General features: G+C 39.7%; 14 protein-coding genes. 6 read left to right on the forward strand and 8 right to left on the reverse strand.

Going from position 1 to position 18295, the window contains the following annotated elements; genetic code table 11:
* Positions 1 to 131: 131 nt before the first annotated feature.
* Positions 132 to 1148: a UDP-N-acetylmuramate dehydrogenase gene (gene murB / locus G5B43_RS15765; protein WP_165295766.1), complete on the reverse strand. Its 1017-nt coding sequence runs from the start codon at positions 1146 to 1148 to the stop codon at positions 132 to 134.
* Between the two features lie 112 nt (positions 1149 to 1260).
* On the opposite strand from murB, the gene G5B43_RS15770 reads away from it, so the two are divergent.
* Positions 1261 to 1875, forward strand: coding sequence for a TetR/AcrR family transcriptional regulator (locus G5B43_RS15770; protein ID WP_165295767.1), 615 nt, complete (start codon positions 1261 to 1263; stop codon positions 1873 to 1875).
* Here G5B43_RS15770 and G5B43_RS15775 read toward each other — a convergent pair.
* Entirely contained in the window at positions 1841 to 2842 is a 1002-nt protein-coding gene (locus G5B43_RS15775) for a YpdA family putative bacillithiol disulfide reductase (RefSeq protein WP_165295768.1), read from the reverse strand. The two genes, G5B43_RS15770 and G5B43_RS15775, sit on opposite strands and share 35 nt — an antisense overlap.
* On the reverse strand, positions 2835 to 5024 hold the full coding sequence (locus G5B43_RS15780; RefSeq protein ID WP_165295769.1) for an FUSC family protein: 2190 nt from the start codon (positions 5022 to 5024) through the stop codon (positions 2835 to 2837). Before G5B43_RS15780 ends, G5B43_RS15775 begins: the two co-directional genes overlap by 8 nt.
* A gap of 355 nt (positions 5025 to 5379) precedes the next feature.
* Here G5B43_RS15780 and G5B43_RS15785 point away from each other — a divergent pair, with 355 nt between their 5' ends.
* The 3 genes from G5B43_RS15785 to G5B43_RS15795 all read left to right on the forward strand — a co-directional run bounded on the left by G5B43_RS15785 (position 5380) and on the right by G5B43_RS15795 (position 9729).
* Positions 5380 to 7953 carry a phosphoenolpyruvate carboxylase gene (locus tag G5B43_RS15785; protein WP_165295770.1) on the forward strand — a complete coding sequence of 858 codons (2574 nt, stop codon included), beginning with the start codon at positions 5380 to 5382 and terminating at the stop codon, positions 7951 to 7953.
* A gap of 78 nt (positions 7954 to 8031) precedes the next feature.
* A complete protein-coding gene (locus G5B43_RS15790; protein ID WP_165295771.1) occupies positions 8032 to 8652 on the forward strand; it encodes a hypothetical protein in 621 nt (206 codons plus the stop codon).
* Positions 8653 to 9042: 390 nt separating this feature from the next.
* The gene (locus G5B43_RS15795) at positions 9043 to 9729 is read left to right on the forward strand and encodes a LytTR family DNA-binding domain-containing protein (protein WP_165295772.1); all 687 of its coding nucleotides are present in this window, start codon (positions 9043 to 9045) and stop codon (positions 9727 to 9729) included.
* 151 nt (positions 9730 to 9880) lie between these two features.
* On the opposite strand, the gene G5B43_RS15800 is transcribed toward G5B43_RS15795, so the two are convergent.
* From G5B43_RS15800 to G5B43_RS15820, 5 genes are all read right to left on the reverse strand, one after another.
* The gene (locus tag G5B43_RS15800; protein WP_165295773.1) at positions 9881 to 10360 is read right to left on the reverse strand and encodes an META domain-containing protein; all 480 of its coding nucleotides are present in this window, start codon (positions 10358 to 10360) and stop codon (positions 9881 to 9883) included.
* Positions 10361 to 10509: 149 nt separating this feature from the next.
* On the reverse strand, positions 10510 to 11160 hold the full coding sequence (gene pdeM / locus G5B43_RS15805; RefSeq protein WP_165295774.1) for a ligase-associated DNA damage response endonuclease PdeM: 651 nt from the start codon (positions 11158 to 11160) through the stop codon (positions 10510 to 10512).
* On the reverse strand, positions 11157 to 13619 hold the full coding sequence (locus tag G5B43_RS15810) for a ligase-associated DNA damage response DEXH box helicase (RefSeq protein WP_240904889.1): 2463 nt from the start codon (positions 13617 to 13619) through the stop codon (positions 11157 to 11159). The genes pdeM and G5B43_RS15810 overlap by 4 nt, the downstream gene beginning before the upstream one ends.
* A gap of 1 nt (position 13620) precedes the next feature.
* Positions 13621 to 15201 carry an ATP-dependent DNA ligase gene (locus tag G5B43_RS15815; RefSeq protein ID WP_165295775.1) on the reverse strand — a complete coding sequence of 527 codons (1581 nt, stop codon included), beginning with the start codon at positions 15199 to 15201 and terminating at the stop codon, positions 13621 to 13623.
* The gene (locus tag G5B43_RS15820) at positions 15198 to 16208 is read right to left on the reverse strand and encodes a ligase-associated DNA damage response exonuclease (protein WP_206367394.1); all 1011 of its coding nucleotides are present in this window, start codon (positions 16206 to 16208) and stop codon (positions 15198 to 15200) included. Before G5B43_RS15820 ends, G5B43_RS15815 begins: the two co-directional genes overlap by 4 nt.
* 66 nt (positions 16209 to 16274) lie before the next feature.
* On the opposite strand from G5B43_RS15820, the gene G5B43_RS15825 reads away from it, so the two are divergent.
* Positions 16275 to 17531: a putative DNA modification/repair radical SAM protein gene (locus G5B43_RS15825; protein WP_165295776.1), complete on the forward strand. Its 1257-nt coding sequence runs from the start codon at positions 16275 to 16277 to the stop codon at positions 17529 to 17531.
* Between the two features lies 1 nt (position 17532).
* The gene (locus G5B43_RS15830; protein WP_165295777.1) at positions 17533 to 18294 is read left to right on the forward strand and encodes a TIGR03915 family putative DNA repair protein; all 762 of its coding nucleotides are present in this window, start codon (positions 17533 to 17535) and stop codon (positions 18292 to 18294) included.
* Position 18295 lies beyond the last annotated feature (1 nt).

Genomic DNA, 18295 nt, shown 5'->3' on the forward strand with positions numbered 1-18295 from the left:
AATTCTAAATGAATATTCCGTTAAATTTACTTATCAGAATGCCTGTTTGTTAAAAATAACTCTTTAAAAGCCAATAGAATAGGGGACGGTTTTTATTTTTCACAATCTGAATTCACAATTGTTGAAAACTTCTATAGAATATTTACTTCCCGTTCTAGCTTAATTCCAAATTTTTTATACACATCGTTCATTATTTTAGACGATGTTAAATAGATTTCTGAGCCACTTGCGTTGCCTAAATTGGTGATTACCAATGCCTGGTTTTTCCAGATTGCTACATTTCCGTCTATTTTTCCCTTCCATCCACAGGCTTCTATCATCCAACCTGCAGCGAGTTTGACACGGTTTTCGTCGATGGTATAGAAAATCATATCTGGATATATTTTCTGCAATTCATCAAACACTTTTGTTGGAATGACTGGATTTTTAAAGAAGCTGCCAGCGTTGCCAATGGTGGAAGGATCTGGAAGCTTTTCCACACGAATATGGGAGACTACTTCTGCAATATCTCTTATAGTAGGAGAGGAGATACCTCTTTTCTGCAATTCCATATTGATAGCGCCATATGAAGTATTTATTTTGTGATGCAAATGCAATTTATAGGTGACCGAGGTGATGATAAAGCGTCCTTTATATTTAGATTTAAATATACTATCGCGATAAGTAAACGCACAATCGTTGTTGTGGAAAGTTGTAAATTCTCCAGTAGTGGTATCAAACGCTTGGCAGGAATAAAATACATCCATCAGTTCCGTCCCATATGCCCCTATATTTTGAATAGGGGAGGCACCTACGGTACCAGGGATGAGTGCCATGTTTTCCACACCACCAAAATCACGTTCCACGCAATACCAAATGAAGTCGTTCCAAACTTCGCCTGCTTTCGCAGTTATATAAATAAAATTACCTTCGATAAAATGTGTAATTCCCTTGTTTCCCATTTGTACAATTAAGCCATGGTAGTCCTGCGTGAATAATACATTGCTACCACCACCTAACACAAAGAATTCCCCAGAAAATTGGCCTTCTTTGAATAAGTTAGGTAGTTGAATTTCGTCCACTATTTTTGTAAAGTTTTTACAGGAAACCTCGATGCCAAATGTGTTGTAAGTTTTTAATGAGACGTTTTGCCGGATGGTATTTGTCATTTTTTTGTAATGTCTAACTTGACTGATCCTTTTAAAAAATCAAAAAAAGAAGTAACTTTATAATATGGCTGTAAAGATAATATAAAGCCGAGTATTTAAATAATAAAATAGCATGACTAAGAATGTAGATGTAAAGAGAGCGAAGATACTTGATGTTGCAAAACGGCGTTTTGCCCACTTCGGGATGGCAAAGACTACCATGGCAGAAATAGCTAAAGATCTTTCCTTTTCTAAGGCGTTGTTGTATTATTATTTTCCAGACAAGAACAGCCTATATACTGCGGTGTTGGAACACGTCATCAATGAGATGATTAACAAGGTAGAGGTATACATGACAAAAACTCCAGGTGTAGAAGATATCCTCTTATATGCTGTGGAAAGTCGGATGGTGATTGTACGGGAAAATTATAACCTGTTTGAATATTCTTCCTCTCAATTCGTTCAAAATCCAGGAGAAATGGGAAAGAACATCGGTCCGTTCTTCGAACGCATTCGCGACCAATATAGTCGAATACTGAAAAAAGGCGTCGACAACAAGGAAATTGATGTAGATGATCTTAATGAAACAGCAGAGTTGTTGCTCTTTTCTTTGATGGGCATGCGTGTTGGTATTTTAAGTAAAGATTTGAACGATTGCCTGTTTCCTACACCAGACGAATTTGACCTTATCCTCGCTAAGCAGCAGAAGATGGTTAAAATTTTTCTTCGGGGCTTGCGTAATGACTAGATTTCTGCTTCAAAATATGTCGCATAATAATGTCGGCATGGATTCTGGAGTTTTCGATAAACCACAGGTGTGTATTGAGACCACCACATACTACACCAGCTAAGTATAGCCCTCCTATATTCGTTTCCATAGTCTCAGGGTTATGGGCCGGAATCATTGGGGGGTCATCAGGAATCTCTATTCCAATTTTTTTCAAAAAATCAAAATTCGGACGATAACCTGTTAATGCTAGCACAAAATCGTTTTCGATTTCAATTGTTCCTCCAGATGTGGATATGATAACGGTTTCTTCTTTTATTTCTGCTAGCCTACTCTGGTAATAGACGTCAATTTCGCCAAGTGCAATCCTGTTTTCTATATCCGGTCGTACCCAGTATTTCACACGAGTGCCTATCTCTGGCCCACGTATTACCATCGTTACTTTTGCACCTTTTCTATAAGTTTCCAGCGCCGCATCTACAGAGGAATTACTTGCGCCTACAACCACAACGTGCTGGTTAGCGTAGAAATGTGGATCTTTATAATAGTGGGAGACTTTTGGAAAATCCTCCCCAGGCACATTTAGCAGCATCGGTACGTCGTAAAAACCAGTAGCGACTACGATAGATTGAGCTGTGTATTGCCTTTTGGTCGTTATAACAATAAAAAGATTACCGTCTTTTTGTACGTCAATTACCTCTTCGAAAAGGTGCGTATTTAAATTGAATTTCCCGTTAATACGCCGATAATACTCCAGTGCTTCTGCTCTTTTTGGTTTTGGTAACGTCGTAACAAAGGGGGTGTCTCCAATTTCCAGCCGTTCCGAAGAAGAAAAGAAAGTCATATTCAACGGGTAGTTATACAAAGAATTAACTAAGCAACCTTTTTCTATAATGATATGCGATAAACCTACTTGTTGTGCAGCGATACCGCACGCTAGCCCAATGGGGCCGGCACCTATAATTAATACATCAAAATGATTATCCATTTATTAAACCTATTCTTTCTTCGGGCTCTAGTTCCGCTGCACGATTGACGAGCTCTTGTGTGACTTTGTGTAAATCTCCTGAAATTTTACTTAAAAACTGTAATTGTTCGGTAATTAATTTACTCTCATCGTTTTCATCCCTCACGTCATTGAGATTCGGAAATTCCTCTTTAGGTTCAAACACTTCTTCATCGTCGTGGGGTAGGATTAATGTAATAGCTTTGTTCAGTTCGGAAAGAGCCTTTTTTAACAATTTGACATGTTCTGCGTGATAAGAGCTGATATCTGCCTGATTTACTTGAGTAAGCAGGTTTGCGGAATGTGAGGAAAAAATATGATCAAGAATGACAAACCTGTTGACTTCTTTTGTATACTTTTGACGCCATTTGGGTTCTGTAAGCATACGTTGAAAAGTGGATCCCATATTGGCTGAGGCAATATAAACCTCTTTTCGGGCAAGCTTATAATTCGTTACCGTAAGCTCTTTGCCGGAAAGAATTTGAATAGCCTGAGCGAGGTAGTTGTAATTAGCGATAAGTAAACTGCGTATGTTGTCACGGAATTGTGTACTCTCCCAATTAGGAAAGATGATATAACTTGATACGAACGCTATTGCTCCTCCTAAGAAAGTGTCGATTACCCGCTCTGCCACCATCTCTAATGTGTTTGTGCCATGAAAACTCAACATGATCAATACATAAGGCGTAATAAACATCACAGCTACAATGTAGTTGATACGGAACAAGCTATAACCTGCCAGAAAAAAACATATCAATAACGCAAATCGGATATTTACGTCGGCAATAAAAAAAATAACCGCGGCTCCGATAATTCCACCCACTAATGTTCCAACAAGACGTTGTAAGTTTCTTTCTTGCGTAAGTCCAAATCCGGGTTTTAGGATAACCATAATTGTTAATAAAGTCCAGTAGATCCCGTTTGGGCTGAAGTTTACGAGATTAAGTGTAAGATAAGTTCCCGAAAGTACAATAGCCATACGCAGTGCGTGGCGAAAAGCTGATGATTCCAAGCTAAGGTTATTTCTGAATTTCGTCCAGTCAATCTGATCGCGTGTAATAAATTGAGATGCTGAATCGATTTCTTCTTTTGGGATATTCGGTCCTACATTCGACGAATTATAGCTATATATGTTCTCCAGATATCTGATTATACTCCGAATACTGATTATGATCTTTTTAAGAGGAATGGTGTTAATGCCTTTTTTGTCTAGGCTCTCTACAGACTCCAATAAACGATTTATGTCATTTTCAAACGTATAGGTGGGTTTAGGCAATTTGTTGGCATTAATAGAATACGCTATATTGTCCAGTTCATTGGTTACTTTTAATATCGTGTGCTTGAATGGAATAAGTATACCATATTGACCGTAATTCGTTTTAATGGCATTGTAGTCATATTGAGTGGTTAAACTCTGTTCAAAGAGATCAACAATATCCGAGAAAATAAGTGTGAGATAACGACCAATTTTGGTCGTATCTTTGATAGAACGTTTACTCTGGAAAAGAATGTCTCGGACAGATTCCTGATGTTTGTTTACTTCGACTTGTTTCTCAATTAATCTAATATAATTATCTTCTATACTTACATTTGAGTCATAAAAATTGGCTTTTAACCGAATATAATCTGCTACGTAACGTATCGATTCCGCAAGTTCCTGCTGGGCAATACGATATGGGCGTATTTTTATTACGGACATACTCAGGAGCATATACCACAGCCCTCCGACGATGGTAAATAAGAGCGGAAACCAGATGTTTCCTGCTGTGATGGTGTGTTGGACGTTGAAGAGCATCAGAAGCGTGCACATTGCGCCGACAGTCGCAGCTCGTGCGTTGAAAACAGCAAACATCGCAAAAAGAAAGCTCAATACCGCTATGAAAATAGTTGTCAATGAAACTGAAAAGTTGACAAAAACGATAATCAGGTAAGTCAGGATACCGAGCACGATGGTAGATAACATTCCTAAACGACGATGGGATGGGGCGCCAGGTGTGTCAGAAAGTCCGACTAATAATGCACCAAAAGAAATCAACGTGCCTTCATTCAAATATCCTAAATATATACATACTAACAAAGGGACGATACACCCTAGTGTAATCATCAATCCTTCAGCAAAATACTGGCCATAGAAGAAATGACTAATTTCTTTGATCCTTTTCATGGAAAAAATGTGTAAGCAAAGATAGAAAAACCTTCATGAATCCCCTAATATCGCCGTACTTATGAAAGAGCTTTAACGTTTGTTGATAACGATGGAATACAATATTCGCAGAAAAAAGATCAAAGCTGATGCTTTGTGTTTTTTATAACGAAGATATCATTTTGATGTTTTGATTGCATCAAAAAGTTGTTTTTGTTGTTAAAAATGTATATTTTGGTCCGATTCGAATTTATTGCGTTCGAAATCTATGTTATTCCTTAATTTTAGCATGAAGCCGAGATGTAAATCATGTTGTCATAAAAGGCAATCATTATTTACTTCGCGTTTTTATAGCTATTGAAACAAAAAATAATATATGAAAATAAGTCAAAAAAAATCTGTCTTTCACAATGAAGTTTTAACACGCTTTGATTTATACAAAAGCTTGTTCTTAACATTACCTTTTCAAAGTGTGCAGCATACGGGGACGATTCTTCCCTTTTTTTCTACTCATTGTGAAAAGGGCGTGGAGGCGCGTTTAACACCGGAGGACATTATAGAAAGCTTCTTTGGTCAATACGAACAATATGTACAGGAAGAAGATCGGATCGATTTTCTTTTTAGAATTGTACAGTATATCGAACGACAGGTCGTTCTTTTCGATGCTGTGGAAGATTCGGCTTTCCACGCCGTAGGTAAAACAGAGGAGTTGGGGATTTTGCAATCCTTGTTTCGAGCGGCGCAGGAAAACCCGGAATTAAAAAAGAAGATTGTGAATAAACTGCACAATTTTTCTGTTAGACTTGTGCTGACAGCGCATCCTACGCAGTTCTATCCGGGCCCGGTGCTGGCGATTATTACCGATCTAATAGACGCTTTGAAAAGAAATGATGTCCATAATATCCAACTTTTATTGCAACAGTTAGGCAAGACACCGTTTATAAATAAAGAGAAGCCGACACCGGTAGATGAAGCGGCCAGCTTAGCCTGGTTCTTAGAAAATGTCTTTTATAAGGTGGCGTCGGAAATACAATCAAGTATAGATAGTGAACTGGAATTGCCTATCGATGACCTAAAGCAACTTATTGAACTTGGGTTTTGGCCGGGTGGAGATAGGGATGGTAACCCTAATGTGACGGCAGAAAGTACAAAAAAAGTTGCCAGTATGTTACGTACTATACTATTTCGTTGTTATTACCGTGATTTTCGTCTGTTGAGACGACGGATAACGTTCCGTGGAACACAAAAATACTTGGATGTATTACAGGATTTGTTCTACGAGAATAGTTTTAATCCTGTGGAAAATCCAACCGACGATACAGCGAAAATATTGGAAAATTTGAACGGTGTGAAGGAAGTGTTGAACACTATGCACGACGGTCTTTTTATCGAATTGGTGGAAGACTTGATCCGTAAGGTGACAACATTTGGGTGTTATTTTACGACGTTGGATATTCGTCAAGATAGCAGTATACTGCGAAACACGTTTAATTATTTGGTAGAGCATTATCCTGAAACAGGACTCGATTTAAACCAAGTGTCAATATCGGAGACCGAGAAAGAGAAACACATTCCTTTTTCTGAGCTGAACTTGGGTTTTGATAAGGACGCGGATAAGCTTGTTGTCGATACGTTAGAGGTTATCGAATTGCTAAAAGATATTCAAAAATCGGGGAGTGAACGGGCGGCACAGCGTTTTATTATCAGCAACTGTCAGCAAGCGTCGGATATTTTGGGCTTGATGCAACTGTTTTTATGGTCTGGATGGAAAAAAGATAATCTCACTATTGATTTTGTGCCGTTATTTGAAACGGTAGATGATCTTTCTCGGGCGGCCGATGTGATGCGGAGTTTGTATTCCAATAAAGAATATGCGAAACATATTAAACGTCGTGGCAATAAACAAACGATTATGCTTGGATTTTCGGATAGTACAAAAGATGGTGGATACTTGATGGCGAACTGGTCTATCTATCGAGCGAAAATCGAGTTAACAGCTATCGCGCGGGAGTATGATGTGGACTTGGTGTTTTTTGATGGTCGGGGCGGGCCTCCGGCTCGTGGTGGTGGAAAAACGCAGCGTTTTTATGCTTCTATGGGGAAAGAGATTGCCAACGAACATATCCAATTAACGATCCAAGGGCAGACCATCAGTAGTCAATATGGTTCCTTGGAAAATGCCAAGTATAATATAGAGCAGCTATTGCAAGCAGGAATTATATCGGAACTTCAACAGAAGGATGGCGATACCTTGACAAAAAAGCAAAAAGAGGTAATAGACCAGATGGCGCACGAGAGTCACGATAAATTTATGTCACTCCGGAGACACCCGTTATTCTTAAAATATCTGGAAACATTAAGTCCTTTAAAGCAATTGTCGGAGGTAAATATTAGTAGTCGTCCCGTGAAGCGAAATTCCGGTAAAGAATTACGGTTGGAGGATTTGAGAGCGATTAGTTTCGTAACATCTTGGAGTCAATTAAAGCAAAATATCCCCGGGTTTTATGGTGTCGGCACCGCATTGCGGTGGGCAGAGGAAAACAACCTATGGTCTTATGTGAAAAACTTATATGGGAGTTCAGGCATGTTCAAGACCATAATCGATAACTGTATGATGTCCATGACTAAATCGAACTTCGATATTACAGCTTATATGCAGTACGATGAGACATTTGGTGACTTTTGGAAAATGCTACGTGATGAATTCGAATTGACTAAAAAGTACATTCTCAAATTAAGTAATTCATCTGTATTGATGGAGGATTATCCGATTGAGCGGGCTTCCGTCTTAGCGCGAGAGAAGATTGTGCTGCCGTTGCTAACGATTCAGCATTATGCTATTCGCTCCCTGCGGAATAAAAAAATGTCGCCTGAACAGGAGACCGTTTATAGAAAACTCATTGCTCGAACTATTTATGGTGTTGTGAACGCTGGTCGAAATGTTGCGTAGCGGGCACGTAATTATTTTGAACGAAAAAAAGTCGATTATTTTTTTATTTTTGTAGGATAAATAAAATAAAAATATCAGATGAAATCAAATACTTTATTTGTTGTTGGTATATGTGCAAGCACATTGTTGGTGTCTTGTAATCCGAAGACTGCACAAGAAAGACAATTGAGCTTAACACATACAACGTTGGTTGACGGTGATGCCTACCAATTTTTCCGACTTGTAGGTTCTAAAGTGGTATATGAAAACGACTACGCTGCTTATGCAGGGGGGATAGCAAGTTCTTCACAAGCAAAGCAACTCGCTGCAAAAGCTCAAGAAATATATAGTTCATTGATTCCAGAATTGGATAGTCTGGCTACAGCAAAACAAATTGATTTTCCAATTAAGGGCGCTGCGAAATACGAGGTGACAACGGAAGCACAAACAGCAGTAGAACGAGAAATCGTTGCAGGGAATCGTGTTGATTCGGCAGAGGTGGAAGACTTCGCGACGGACCATGTGGCTTCTGCACCGTATTCAGATAACGCATATATCCATCATGTACAACATGAAGCAGCTGTTTTGAAAGATCAGCTTCAACGGATGAGCCGTAATACGGATAAAGGGATACGGGCTTTTGCTGAGGCAAACTTAGGGAAAGTAAAGGAGCTGTTTGCGCTTGCCGGTGGCAAAGAAGATTCACACGCTCATCATTGAGGTCTAGATAGCTCCTGTAAAATAAAATACAAAGGGATGTAGGGGGACTACATCCCTTTTTTTTATAAGAAATGTTTTAATTTTTTGCAAAAGCTTTTCAGGTTTTGTATATTCGTTTTCTACCGAAAGAAATTGTCATTAAACTAACCCTATATGAGATCATCATTATTTAAAAAAAAATCTAAATATTCACTGTATTGGCGGCCGTTAATAAAGGTTAATTTTTATATCTTTTATTTTTTTGTTTTTCAAATAAGTAATAGTATGGAATGGTCTTTTAAACGTTTCATAGTTAATGTACTGATTTACGTAATTGCAATAGGAATAGTCGAAATAAGCCTGTGTTGCCTCCGACTATTTTTTCTTAAAAAACGTTATTTAAAAGCTGTTTTGATATGCGGTATAAATTATAGTACCATCGCTTTAATTGGATATTATGTACTGCATAGCAGTAATAACTTCGTGGCGACGGAAGTATGGAATCGAGAGGTGGACGCTTCGTGGACTATTTTTTTGTTGAACTTTAGCCAGTTTTATGGAGCTTTTTTTAAATATGCTGTCATTCTATTTCTTATAGAACGACTGTTGTTCTTGCTAAGGGTTCTTTCGTTTCGGAAACGGACTAATCTATCTAACCGGTCTTTGCAAATAGTTGATCCTGGTGAAGTAAAGAACTTAATTATGCCATTATTGGAGCAATGGGATCAATTGATTGAGTTGTCTAGCAGGTATCGTATATTGCCTATTAAAGCGGGGACAGTAACATATATGGTAAATATATTTAAGATTGTATATTTGGAAGTAACGGATGAGATTACGACGGTATACCAAATAGATGGTTCCCATTTTGAGGTCAAAATTTCTTTATCCAAATTTTGTGAATTGTTGCCTGATAGTAGATTTATGAGGATACACGACAGTAGGGCTGTTGCTTTACCATTTATCATTAAAGAGAAAAAGGATTGTCTTTATATGCTTGGATATGAAGATACCGGTTTGAAATTAGGCTCATCTGAGAAATATCTAGGAAAATATAAAAAATGGAAAGAAAGTATCCGTTTAAAGTGGGACTGGTAACAGGGAGGTTCTATATTTAAGAAGAAATAGGAAACAAAAAAGGTTTTCAAACGGGGAGAATGAAAACCTTTAGCTAACCAATTATAAACCTAAATTATGATGATGCAAATGTAGCACATAAAATACACTATAGCAATTTTTTTTTAAAAAATTAATCCTCGGTTCTCACCAATGTGGCTAATACTTCATTTTCGCCTTTGCTTAATGTTAAAACATCTCCTTCAACATCGTAGTGTTGGGCTTGTCGGAGCGCTTCTATAAACCGTGTTTCCACATCAAGATTTGGACAGGCCATTTGTGTAGCCGAAATGTCAGTGACGGTAATACCATTATTTTCTTTTAGCTCGAGGTTGCCACCCATACCGTTACAACCCGCATTGCCGGAGACTTTACTATCTTCATGGAAGATAAGGTGGGGCTTCTGTTGAAACGTTGTATCCAATGTGATCGGGCTTCCGTTTAATTCCGTAAGTCTCCAGTTTTTGCCATATAAGTCGTTAACGGGACTTGACCCAGCGGATGGGTTTTTCATCTGATGGTCTTCCTTGTTTTCTTCGGAATTTTTATTGTCTGCGTTATTGCACCCTACAACTATGCAGGTCAGTGCAATAGAATAGAATAGTTTCTTCATGTTTTTGATTCTCTTTTTTGATGTTAGCTATTTTTTTAAAATAAAAAATCGACTGTTTGTCCATTTTTTTGTGAATTATTTTTGCAATGGTAATATAACCACGTTAATTTCATATTGTTTTGCATATGTTAAAAAAATGAACGGCGAAGCTACTGAACACAAAAGATATCGTGCTCATGAAAGGCGTAACGGACGGCGTTGTCTGGCGCTGATTTCGTGTCAAAACCGGTAAATAGACTAAAAGCGGGTAATATAATTTGTTGTGTCGAGACGACAAAGCATGGAAAGATAATTGTCCTTTTTGTAGGCATTCGCATATTGATGCCCGGATGTACATGTCCGCTGATGGTGTGAGCGTTGGAAAGGTGAGAAGCTTGGTGTGTAAAATAAATGTTGTCTAGCTGCCAGTTTTGATAAATTTCGTGAATACCCATTTTGTTCCACTTCTCGTCTGCGAAGCGGTCATGATTTCCTTTGATTAAAACAAATTTGATATGAGGAAACTTAACAATGGACTGCTGTAACAAACTAACCTCCGTGTTAGCACCGGCATGAATTAAATCACCTACGATAATGACTTGTTTAACGGGGAAATATTGTATCAATTGTTCCAGGCGTTGCAAATCCTGCAACGTTATCTGCGTGGGGAGAGCAATACCATTTTTTCTAAAATGTGCCGCTTTACCCAAGTGCAAATCAGAAAGAATAAGTGTATGGTGCTTTTCCCAAAACAATACACGTTGGTTTGTCAATGTCAATGATGTATCGGAAAAGGATATGTCTTGCGTAATAATATTCATCGTTTTCTTCTGGGAGATTTCCAATTGCTCTGCTGCAGTCGTTGAATACGGCTTGTCAGATCTTCACTTGATAAGGATTGCCGTAAACTATCTACTTTAATCGGAAAGCTCAATGGTGTAAACCCAGTTGCAAATTTATAAATGATTTTGCTATAATGTATCCGTTCAAATGCAGCTACCAATCGCGGCTCTTCCAATTGTTGATTGAATACTTCGGCGTACGCTTGGCGCAGCAGTAGATTCTGGGGATCATGTTCTTCCAAAACTTGAAATATAATGCCTGAAGAAGCTTGTAAAGACTTGTTGTTTTGTTGCTTTCCGTGTTGGTTTTGAACCACCATACCCGAGATGACGGCAATATCCCGAAACTTCCGCTTCGCCATTTCTGTAGCGTTAATGCTGCTGATTACGTCTTCCATCAAATGTTCCCGACTGAGAATTTTTTTTAGTTGAGATTCATCTATTGCAATTTCTGAATCAGAAAATAATTCGAATCCGTAATCGTTCATTGCCATAGAAAAACTTATTGGAATCAACAGACTAATGCGGTAGGCGATCAAGCTCGCCATAACTTCATGTACCAACCTCCCTTCAAATGGGTACATAAAAAGATGGTACCCTTCTTTGGTATGAATAGACTCCACCAAAAATTCGTCTTCTGCAGGAATATGCGAATGTTCATTTTGTCGTGTGACCAAAGGATGTAAGAATTGCAGTTCTTTTTCACGGCTATCGGGATGTCTGGCACGTGCCAATTTTTGTCGTAAGAACTGGCTTAAATTAGAACTCAATGGTAAGCGGCCACCTAGCCAACTTGGTGTAAAAGCTCGGCCTGAAGAGCTCCGAACATATGCCGTCATCTCTTTCACGCGAATAAGTTCGAGCACGCGGCCAGCTAGAACAAATTTATCACCGCTATGCAGTCTCGAAATAAAATATTCCTCTACCATGCCGATGTAGCCTCCAGAAAGAAATTTGACCCGCATCATCGCGTCGCTTACGATAACGCCCATATTCATGCGATGTAGCATAGCAATGCGTCTTTTCTCCACCACCAACATACCGTCTTCCTTAGGTGTAACTTTATGAAACTCTTCATAATTCTTGCCGATAGCGCCCCCCTGCGTGATGAAAAAGATACACCAGTCCCATTCCTCCTCAGTTATCTCCTGAAATGCGAACGTGTTTTTGACAACCGGGTAGAGGTCCTTTGCTTTAAAGCCGCCGCCTAAAGCGATGGTAACCAGAAATTGAACCAATACGTCAAACGTAAGTACCATCGGATCCCGGTTTTCGATGGTTTGTGTTTTGACAGCCTCTTTTAAGGCGGCCACTTCAATCAATTCCAGCGAATGTGTGGGAACAAAATAGATTTTGGATAGTTCGTGAGGAGAATGCCCGCTACGCCCCGCACGCTGCATAAAGCGCGCGACGCCTTTACTAGAGCCAACTTGTACAACGGTATCCACGGGTTTAAAATCTACGCCCAAATCGAGAGAAGAAGTGGCCACAACAGCTTTTAGTCTTCCTTCACTCAAGGCTTCCTCTATCCATTGTCGGATTTGGCTGTCAATAGAACTGTGATGTAGCGCAATTTGACCCGCGAAATCGGGATGTGCTTCCAATAGCAATTGATACCACATTTCACTTTGGCTTCTGGTATTGGTGAAAACCAATGTGGATTTACTTCCCAAAATAATAGGTACAACTTCTTCTGCTAACTTGCCGCCCAAATGCCCTGCCCAGGGCAATACCTCCACTTCTGTCGGAAACACAGGGATAATGGCAATTTTCTTCGTCTCGCGCGAAACGATTTTTATGCGTTTCTTCGCATGGGGTATGATTATCTCCATAGCTTCATCCAGATTTCCAATAGTGGCGGTGATGCCCCATATTCGAAGCTTGGGATATTGGTGTTTTAAAAATCCTAGTGCCAGTTCAACCATGACACCACGCTTTGTTCCGAGTAATTCATGCCATTCGTCTACGGCTATGCATTGCAAAGTGTTGAAGAAACGTTGGCGACCTTTTTGCGCGAGCAATAGGTGTAGACTTTCGGGTGTTACCAATAATACATCAGGCATTTGTCGGCTTTGCCGTTGCTTTATCTTAATGTCCGTATCACCATTCCGTACCTCCACTTCCCAATCCAGGCCAATCTCATCAATGGCTTCCTGCATAGCACGGGCCAAATCTTTCGCTAACGAACGCAACGGAGTTATCCATAATAGCTTTAATCCTTTTTGGTAACGGGAAGGATTATTCATGAAATCAATCAATACTGCGAGAAAAATGGAAAAGGTTTTTCCAAATCCGGTAGGAGCGACCACCATGCCACTATAACCATTACTGTATTTCTTCCATGCTTTTTCCTGAAAGCTAAAAGGTGTATTGCCTTTTTGCCGCATCCAGTCCGTGATAATGGTATAGCCTTCGGTATGTTGCCTGTTATTTTTCAAATCAATGAATCATTTTTTTGATTTCTTCGATATCATCGATATCTGCAACCGTTTTGTCTGTTCGCCACCGTGCTATTCGAGGAAAACGTAAAGCTACGCCCGATTTATGTCGATTGCTAAAAGCAATACCCTCAAAAGCGATTTCAAATACTAGTTCGGGTTTAACTGTTCGTACCGGGCCAAATTTTTCGATGGCGTTTTTGTTGACAAAACGACTAACCTCTTTTATTTCCTTGTCTGTCAGCCCAGAATAAGCTTTCGCAATAGTGACTAAATTCTCACCATCCCTCACGGCAAAGGTATAATCCGTATAATAGGCACTTCGTCGCCCGCTTCCCTTTTGGGCATAAATTAAGACAGCGTCAATCGTTAATGGATCAATTTTCCATTTCCACCAATCGCCTTTCTTCCGTCCGGTATGATAAAGAGATGCTTTGTGTTTTAACATGATGCCTTCACTATTGATGGAACGGGCGTTTTCCCGAATTGCTTGTAACACTTCCCAGTCATCAATAGTGATAACCGTGGATAACTGCAAGTGAGGAGACGGATTAAGAAGGAATAGCGATTCCAATTGTTGCCTTCTTTCCAACATACTTTTGTGTCGCCAGTCTTCGCCTTCCCACTCGATGAGGTCGTAGGCGTACACTTGGATAGGAAATTCCTCCAATAACTTTTTGCTAATCGTTTTCCGGTTTAATCGTTTCTGTAACGCCGAAAAATTCATCACTTCCTGTTCTTTCACGACTAGGATTTCGCCGTCGATGACAAAATTTCCCTGCCACTGTAGCAAATTATCTCTTATTTCGGGAAATTGATCAGTAACTAGTTCCTCACCACGAGACCATATGAACACCTCATCATTTCGTTTGATAAACTGTCCGCGGATACCATCCCACTTATATTCTATTTGCCAATCTTGCACGTCGCCCAGTTCATTCAATTCTTTTTCCAACGGGTAGGCCAGACAAAAAGGGTAGGGTTTGGAAAGTTGTGTATCGGTATAATGGCCTTTTATGAGATCATCAAATGTCACGTCGCCCATTTTCCAGTCGCCCATAACACTATGTGCCACTGCACTGGCGTCCATCTGATAATGTTTCGCCAAAGCATTGATAAGCGTTTTGGAAGAGACACCCAGTCGGAAACTGCCACCTAATAATTTATTGAAAATAAAACGTTCGGTGGTAGGAAGATTATTCCACGCCAGCAGGACAAATTCTTTTTTTTCAGCTTCAGTCCTGTCTTTCAATGCGATAATCCTATTCATCCATTCCGTTAACGTTCGATCGATGTAATGTGGCGATTGTGGTAAAACCAACGCAATAGTTTCACCCAAATCGCCTACCGAAGCATAAGATTCTTGGAATAACCATTCGGGAATTGCAGCAACTTCGATCGCCCATTGTTTCATCAATGCGGTGTTGACATTGCGTTTCGGGCGTTTCCCGGTAAAGAGGGCAAGAAACCATAATTTATCATCATTGTCGGCTTCGTGGAGAAAACGGTCGATAGCTTCCAATTTTAAATTGGTTTTGTTAGTGCTGTCCAAGGTATTAATTAAAGTGGCAAAGGCTCTCATAACTTACTTGCTTTTGTTTCTTCAACTTCTTCCTCTTCATTTCCAAACGCTGTCTTAACCTCTTCTGCTGATATCCCGATTTCATTCAGATATTTAGTAAAAACAGCTGTTTGTCCATGTGTTATATATATATTTTCAGCTTCCGTCGTCTTTATAGCATCCAAAAGCCCATGCCAATCTGCATGGTCACTTATGGCAAAACCTGCATCGGCGCTCCGCCAACGGCGGGATCCTCGTACTTGCATCCACCCCGAGCAAATAGCATTTGCCATATGGGGTATTTTATTGATTATTTTGGAGTCCGCTAAGGCAGGTGGAACAATGACAATCCCCTTATCTACATGCTTGATATCTTCCTGGAAATTGATAATATGATAGGCCGGGAGCTTAACACCCGCACTTTCATAAGCTTCATTTAGTTTGCCAATGGAATAATGTACATGTAGAGGAGAGATTCCTGAAAGTGCTTTCATGATACGTTGGGCTTTACCCAGCGAATAACCAATAAAAACAGATGTTTTACCGTTTGCTTGGTTCTGTAATACCCAATTTTGCATTTGCTGATTTTGTTGTTCCACCGATAACCAATTATAGATAGGGAGTCCGAAAGTGCTTTCGGATACAAATTCATGGCATTTGATAGGCTCGAAAGGGGTAGATAGACCATCGTTTTGTGTTTTATAATCTCCAGAAACAACAGATACTTTACCTTTATATTCCATTCTGATTTGAGCAGAACCTACAATATGTCCAGCCGGATGCAACGATACTTTGACGTCATTGATATAAAGCGACTCGTTATAGGAAACACCTTGTACAGCAATATCATTCCCAATACGACTTTTTAATATAGGTACCGTAAAATGATGGCATAAGTACTTTTTCATACCCCAACGTGCGTGATCGGCATGACCATGGGTTACTACAGCAAAGTCTACCGGTTGCCATGGATCGATGTAGAAATTGCCCGGTATACAATAGATACCTTCCTGTCTAAATTGTAGCATATTAATAAATAACCAAATTTCTGTCGTTATGTTTTTAGCTAAAAAAATTAGTATTTTTGTTTTGTTATGCAGCGTATTGAGGAAAAACTGAAGATATTGGCGGATGCCGCCAAATATGATGTGAGTTGTAGTTCTAGCGGAAGTACGAGAAAGAATAAAGGAGGGATCGGCGATGCTTCGGCATCCGGCATCTGCCATACTTATACCGAAGACGGACGATGTGTTTCATTGCTAAAGATTCTATTGACCAATCATTGTATCTATGATTGTGCTTTCTGTGTAAGCCGTAAAAGCAATGATGTGAAAAGAGCCGCCTTTACCGTGGAAGAGGTGGTAGATCTTACGATGAATTTTTACCGTCGAAACTATATTGAAGGACTTTTTCTAAGTTCCGGTATCTTCAAAAATGCTGACTTTACGATGGAACGCATGTTGCGGATTGTAAAAAAGTTGCGACAAGAAGAACGATATAATGGTTATATCCATCTTAAAACGATTCCCGGTGCGAGCGAGGAATTAATAAAGGAAGCTGGATTATATGTAGATCGGATGAGTATCAACCTGGAACTACCAACAGAAGCAGGGCTTAAGTTGGTGGCTCCCGAGAAAGACCATGAATCGGTAAGAAAACCTTTGGCGTTTGTAAATGAACAGATGAAATCTTTTAAGGAAGAAAAGAAACTCATAAAACATACACCGATTTTTGTGCCCGCCGGTCAAAGTACGCAAATGGTGATTGGCGCAACGCCTGAAAATGATTTTGAAATCATGCAAGTTGCCGATGATTTCTATAAGAACTATAATCTGAAGCGGGTTTATTATAGTGGTTATATTCCGATAAATAATGGAAATTCGTTGTTACCTCAAATTGGCTCAGCTCCACCTTTGGTTCGTGAAAATCGTTTGTATCAAACAGATTGGTTATTACGCTTCTACGGCTTTCGGCTCGACGAAATTTTAAATCCCCAACATATACATCTGGATCTGGATATAGACCCTAAGTTAAGTTGGGCATTACGTAATCCTCATTTTTTTCCGGTGGATGTGAATACAGCCGACTTTAACGCCATCATTCGTATACCGGGGATTGGCCGTCAGTCGGCGATAAAGATTGTACAAGCACGGAAGTTTGGTAGATTGTATACTTATCAACTCCAAAAGATGGGCATTGCCTACAACCGTGCGAAATATTTTTTGCAATGCGTGGACACTCCTTTTATATTGGGAAACCCGAGTATGGGGCATGTTCGGAATGCCATTTTGAGTGAAAGTAGCAGCGGTAATCGACGACAGACCGTTACTGGACAATTAACGTTATTTTAATATGTATTATCTGTTTGACGGGACGTACCTTGGCTTTTTATCGTGTGTATTTGAAAGCTTTGAGAGAAAGGAATTTAATATTATTCCGTTAATGCAGGAAGATTATCAAATAGCTCTATTTGCGGAGTCGAGGACAATCGTGACAGATAATCGGAAAGCATTACGGGTTCAGAAAGGTTTACAGGCACGTATCGGAAAAGTAGAAGCGACGGATTTTTATCGGGCATTCCTTTCGGAAGACCGGAAAGCTTGGCTGGCCTCTTTTTTTATCTTGCACCAAATCTTTTGCGGTCGGACAAATATAAGGCAACATTATGGTGACGAGCATGTGTTGTACTTTTCACAGATATTGAAAAAGGTGAGCCGCGAACGTCATCGTATGAAAGCGTTTATCCGTTTTAGTAAAAGTTCGGATGGCTTGTTCTTTGCAGTGGTCGAACCGGATTTTAACGTATTGCCTTTAATTTCGGACTTTTTCCGAAAGCGATATGCGGATATGCCCTGGCTGATTTATGATATGAAACGAAAGTATGGCTTGCTATTCGACACGCGACAGGTAGGAGAGGTACAGCTTAGCCCAGAAGAAGTACAAGATGCCACGATGCCTTCAATTGCTATTGAAATGGACGAACGTGATGAACTTTTCCAGCGCCTTTGGAAATTATACTATACCAGCACCAATATTGAAGCACGAAAAAACATGAAGTTACACCTCCAACATGTTCCTAGACGATACTGGAAGTATCTCGTGGAGAAGAAATAAC

It is taken from the genome of Sphingobacterium sp. SGR-19, assembly GCF_011043555.1.
In the GTDB taxonomy this organism is placed as follows: domain Bacteria; phylum Bacteroidota; class Bacteroidia; order Sphingobacteriales; family Sphingobacteriaceae; genus Sphingobacterium.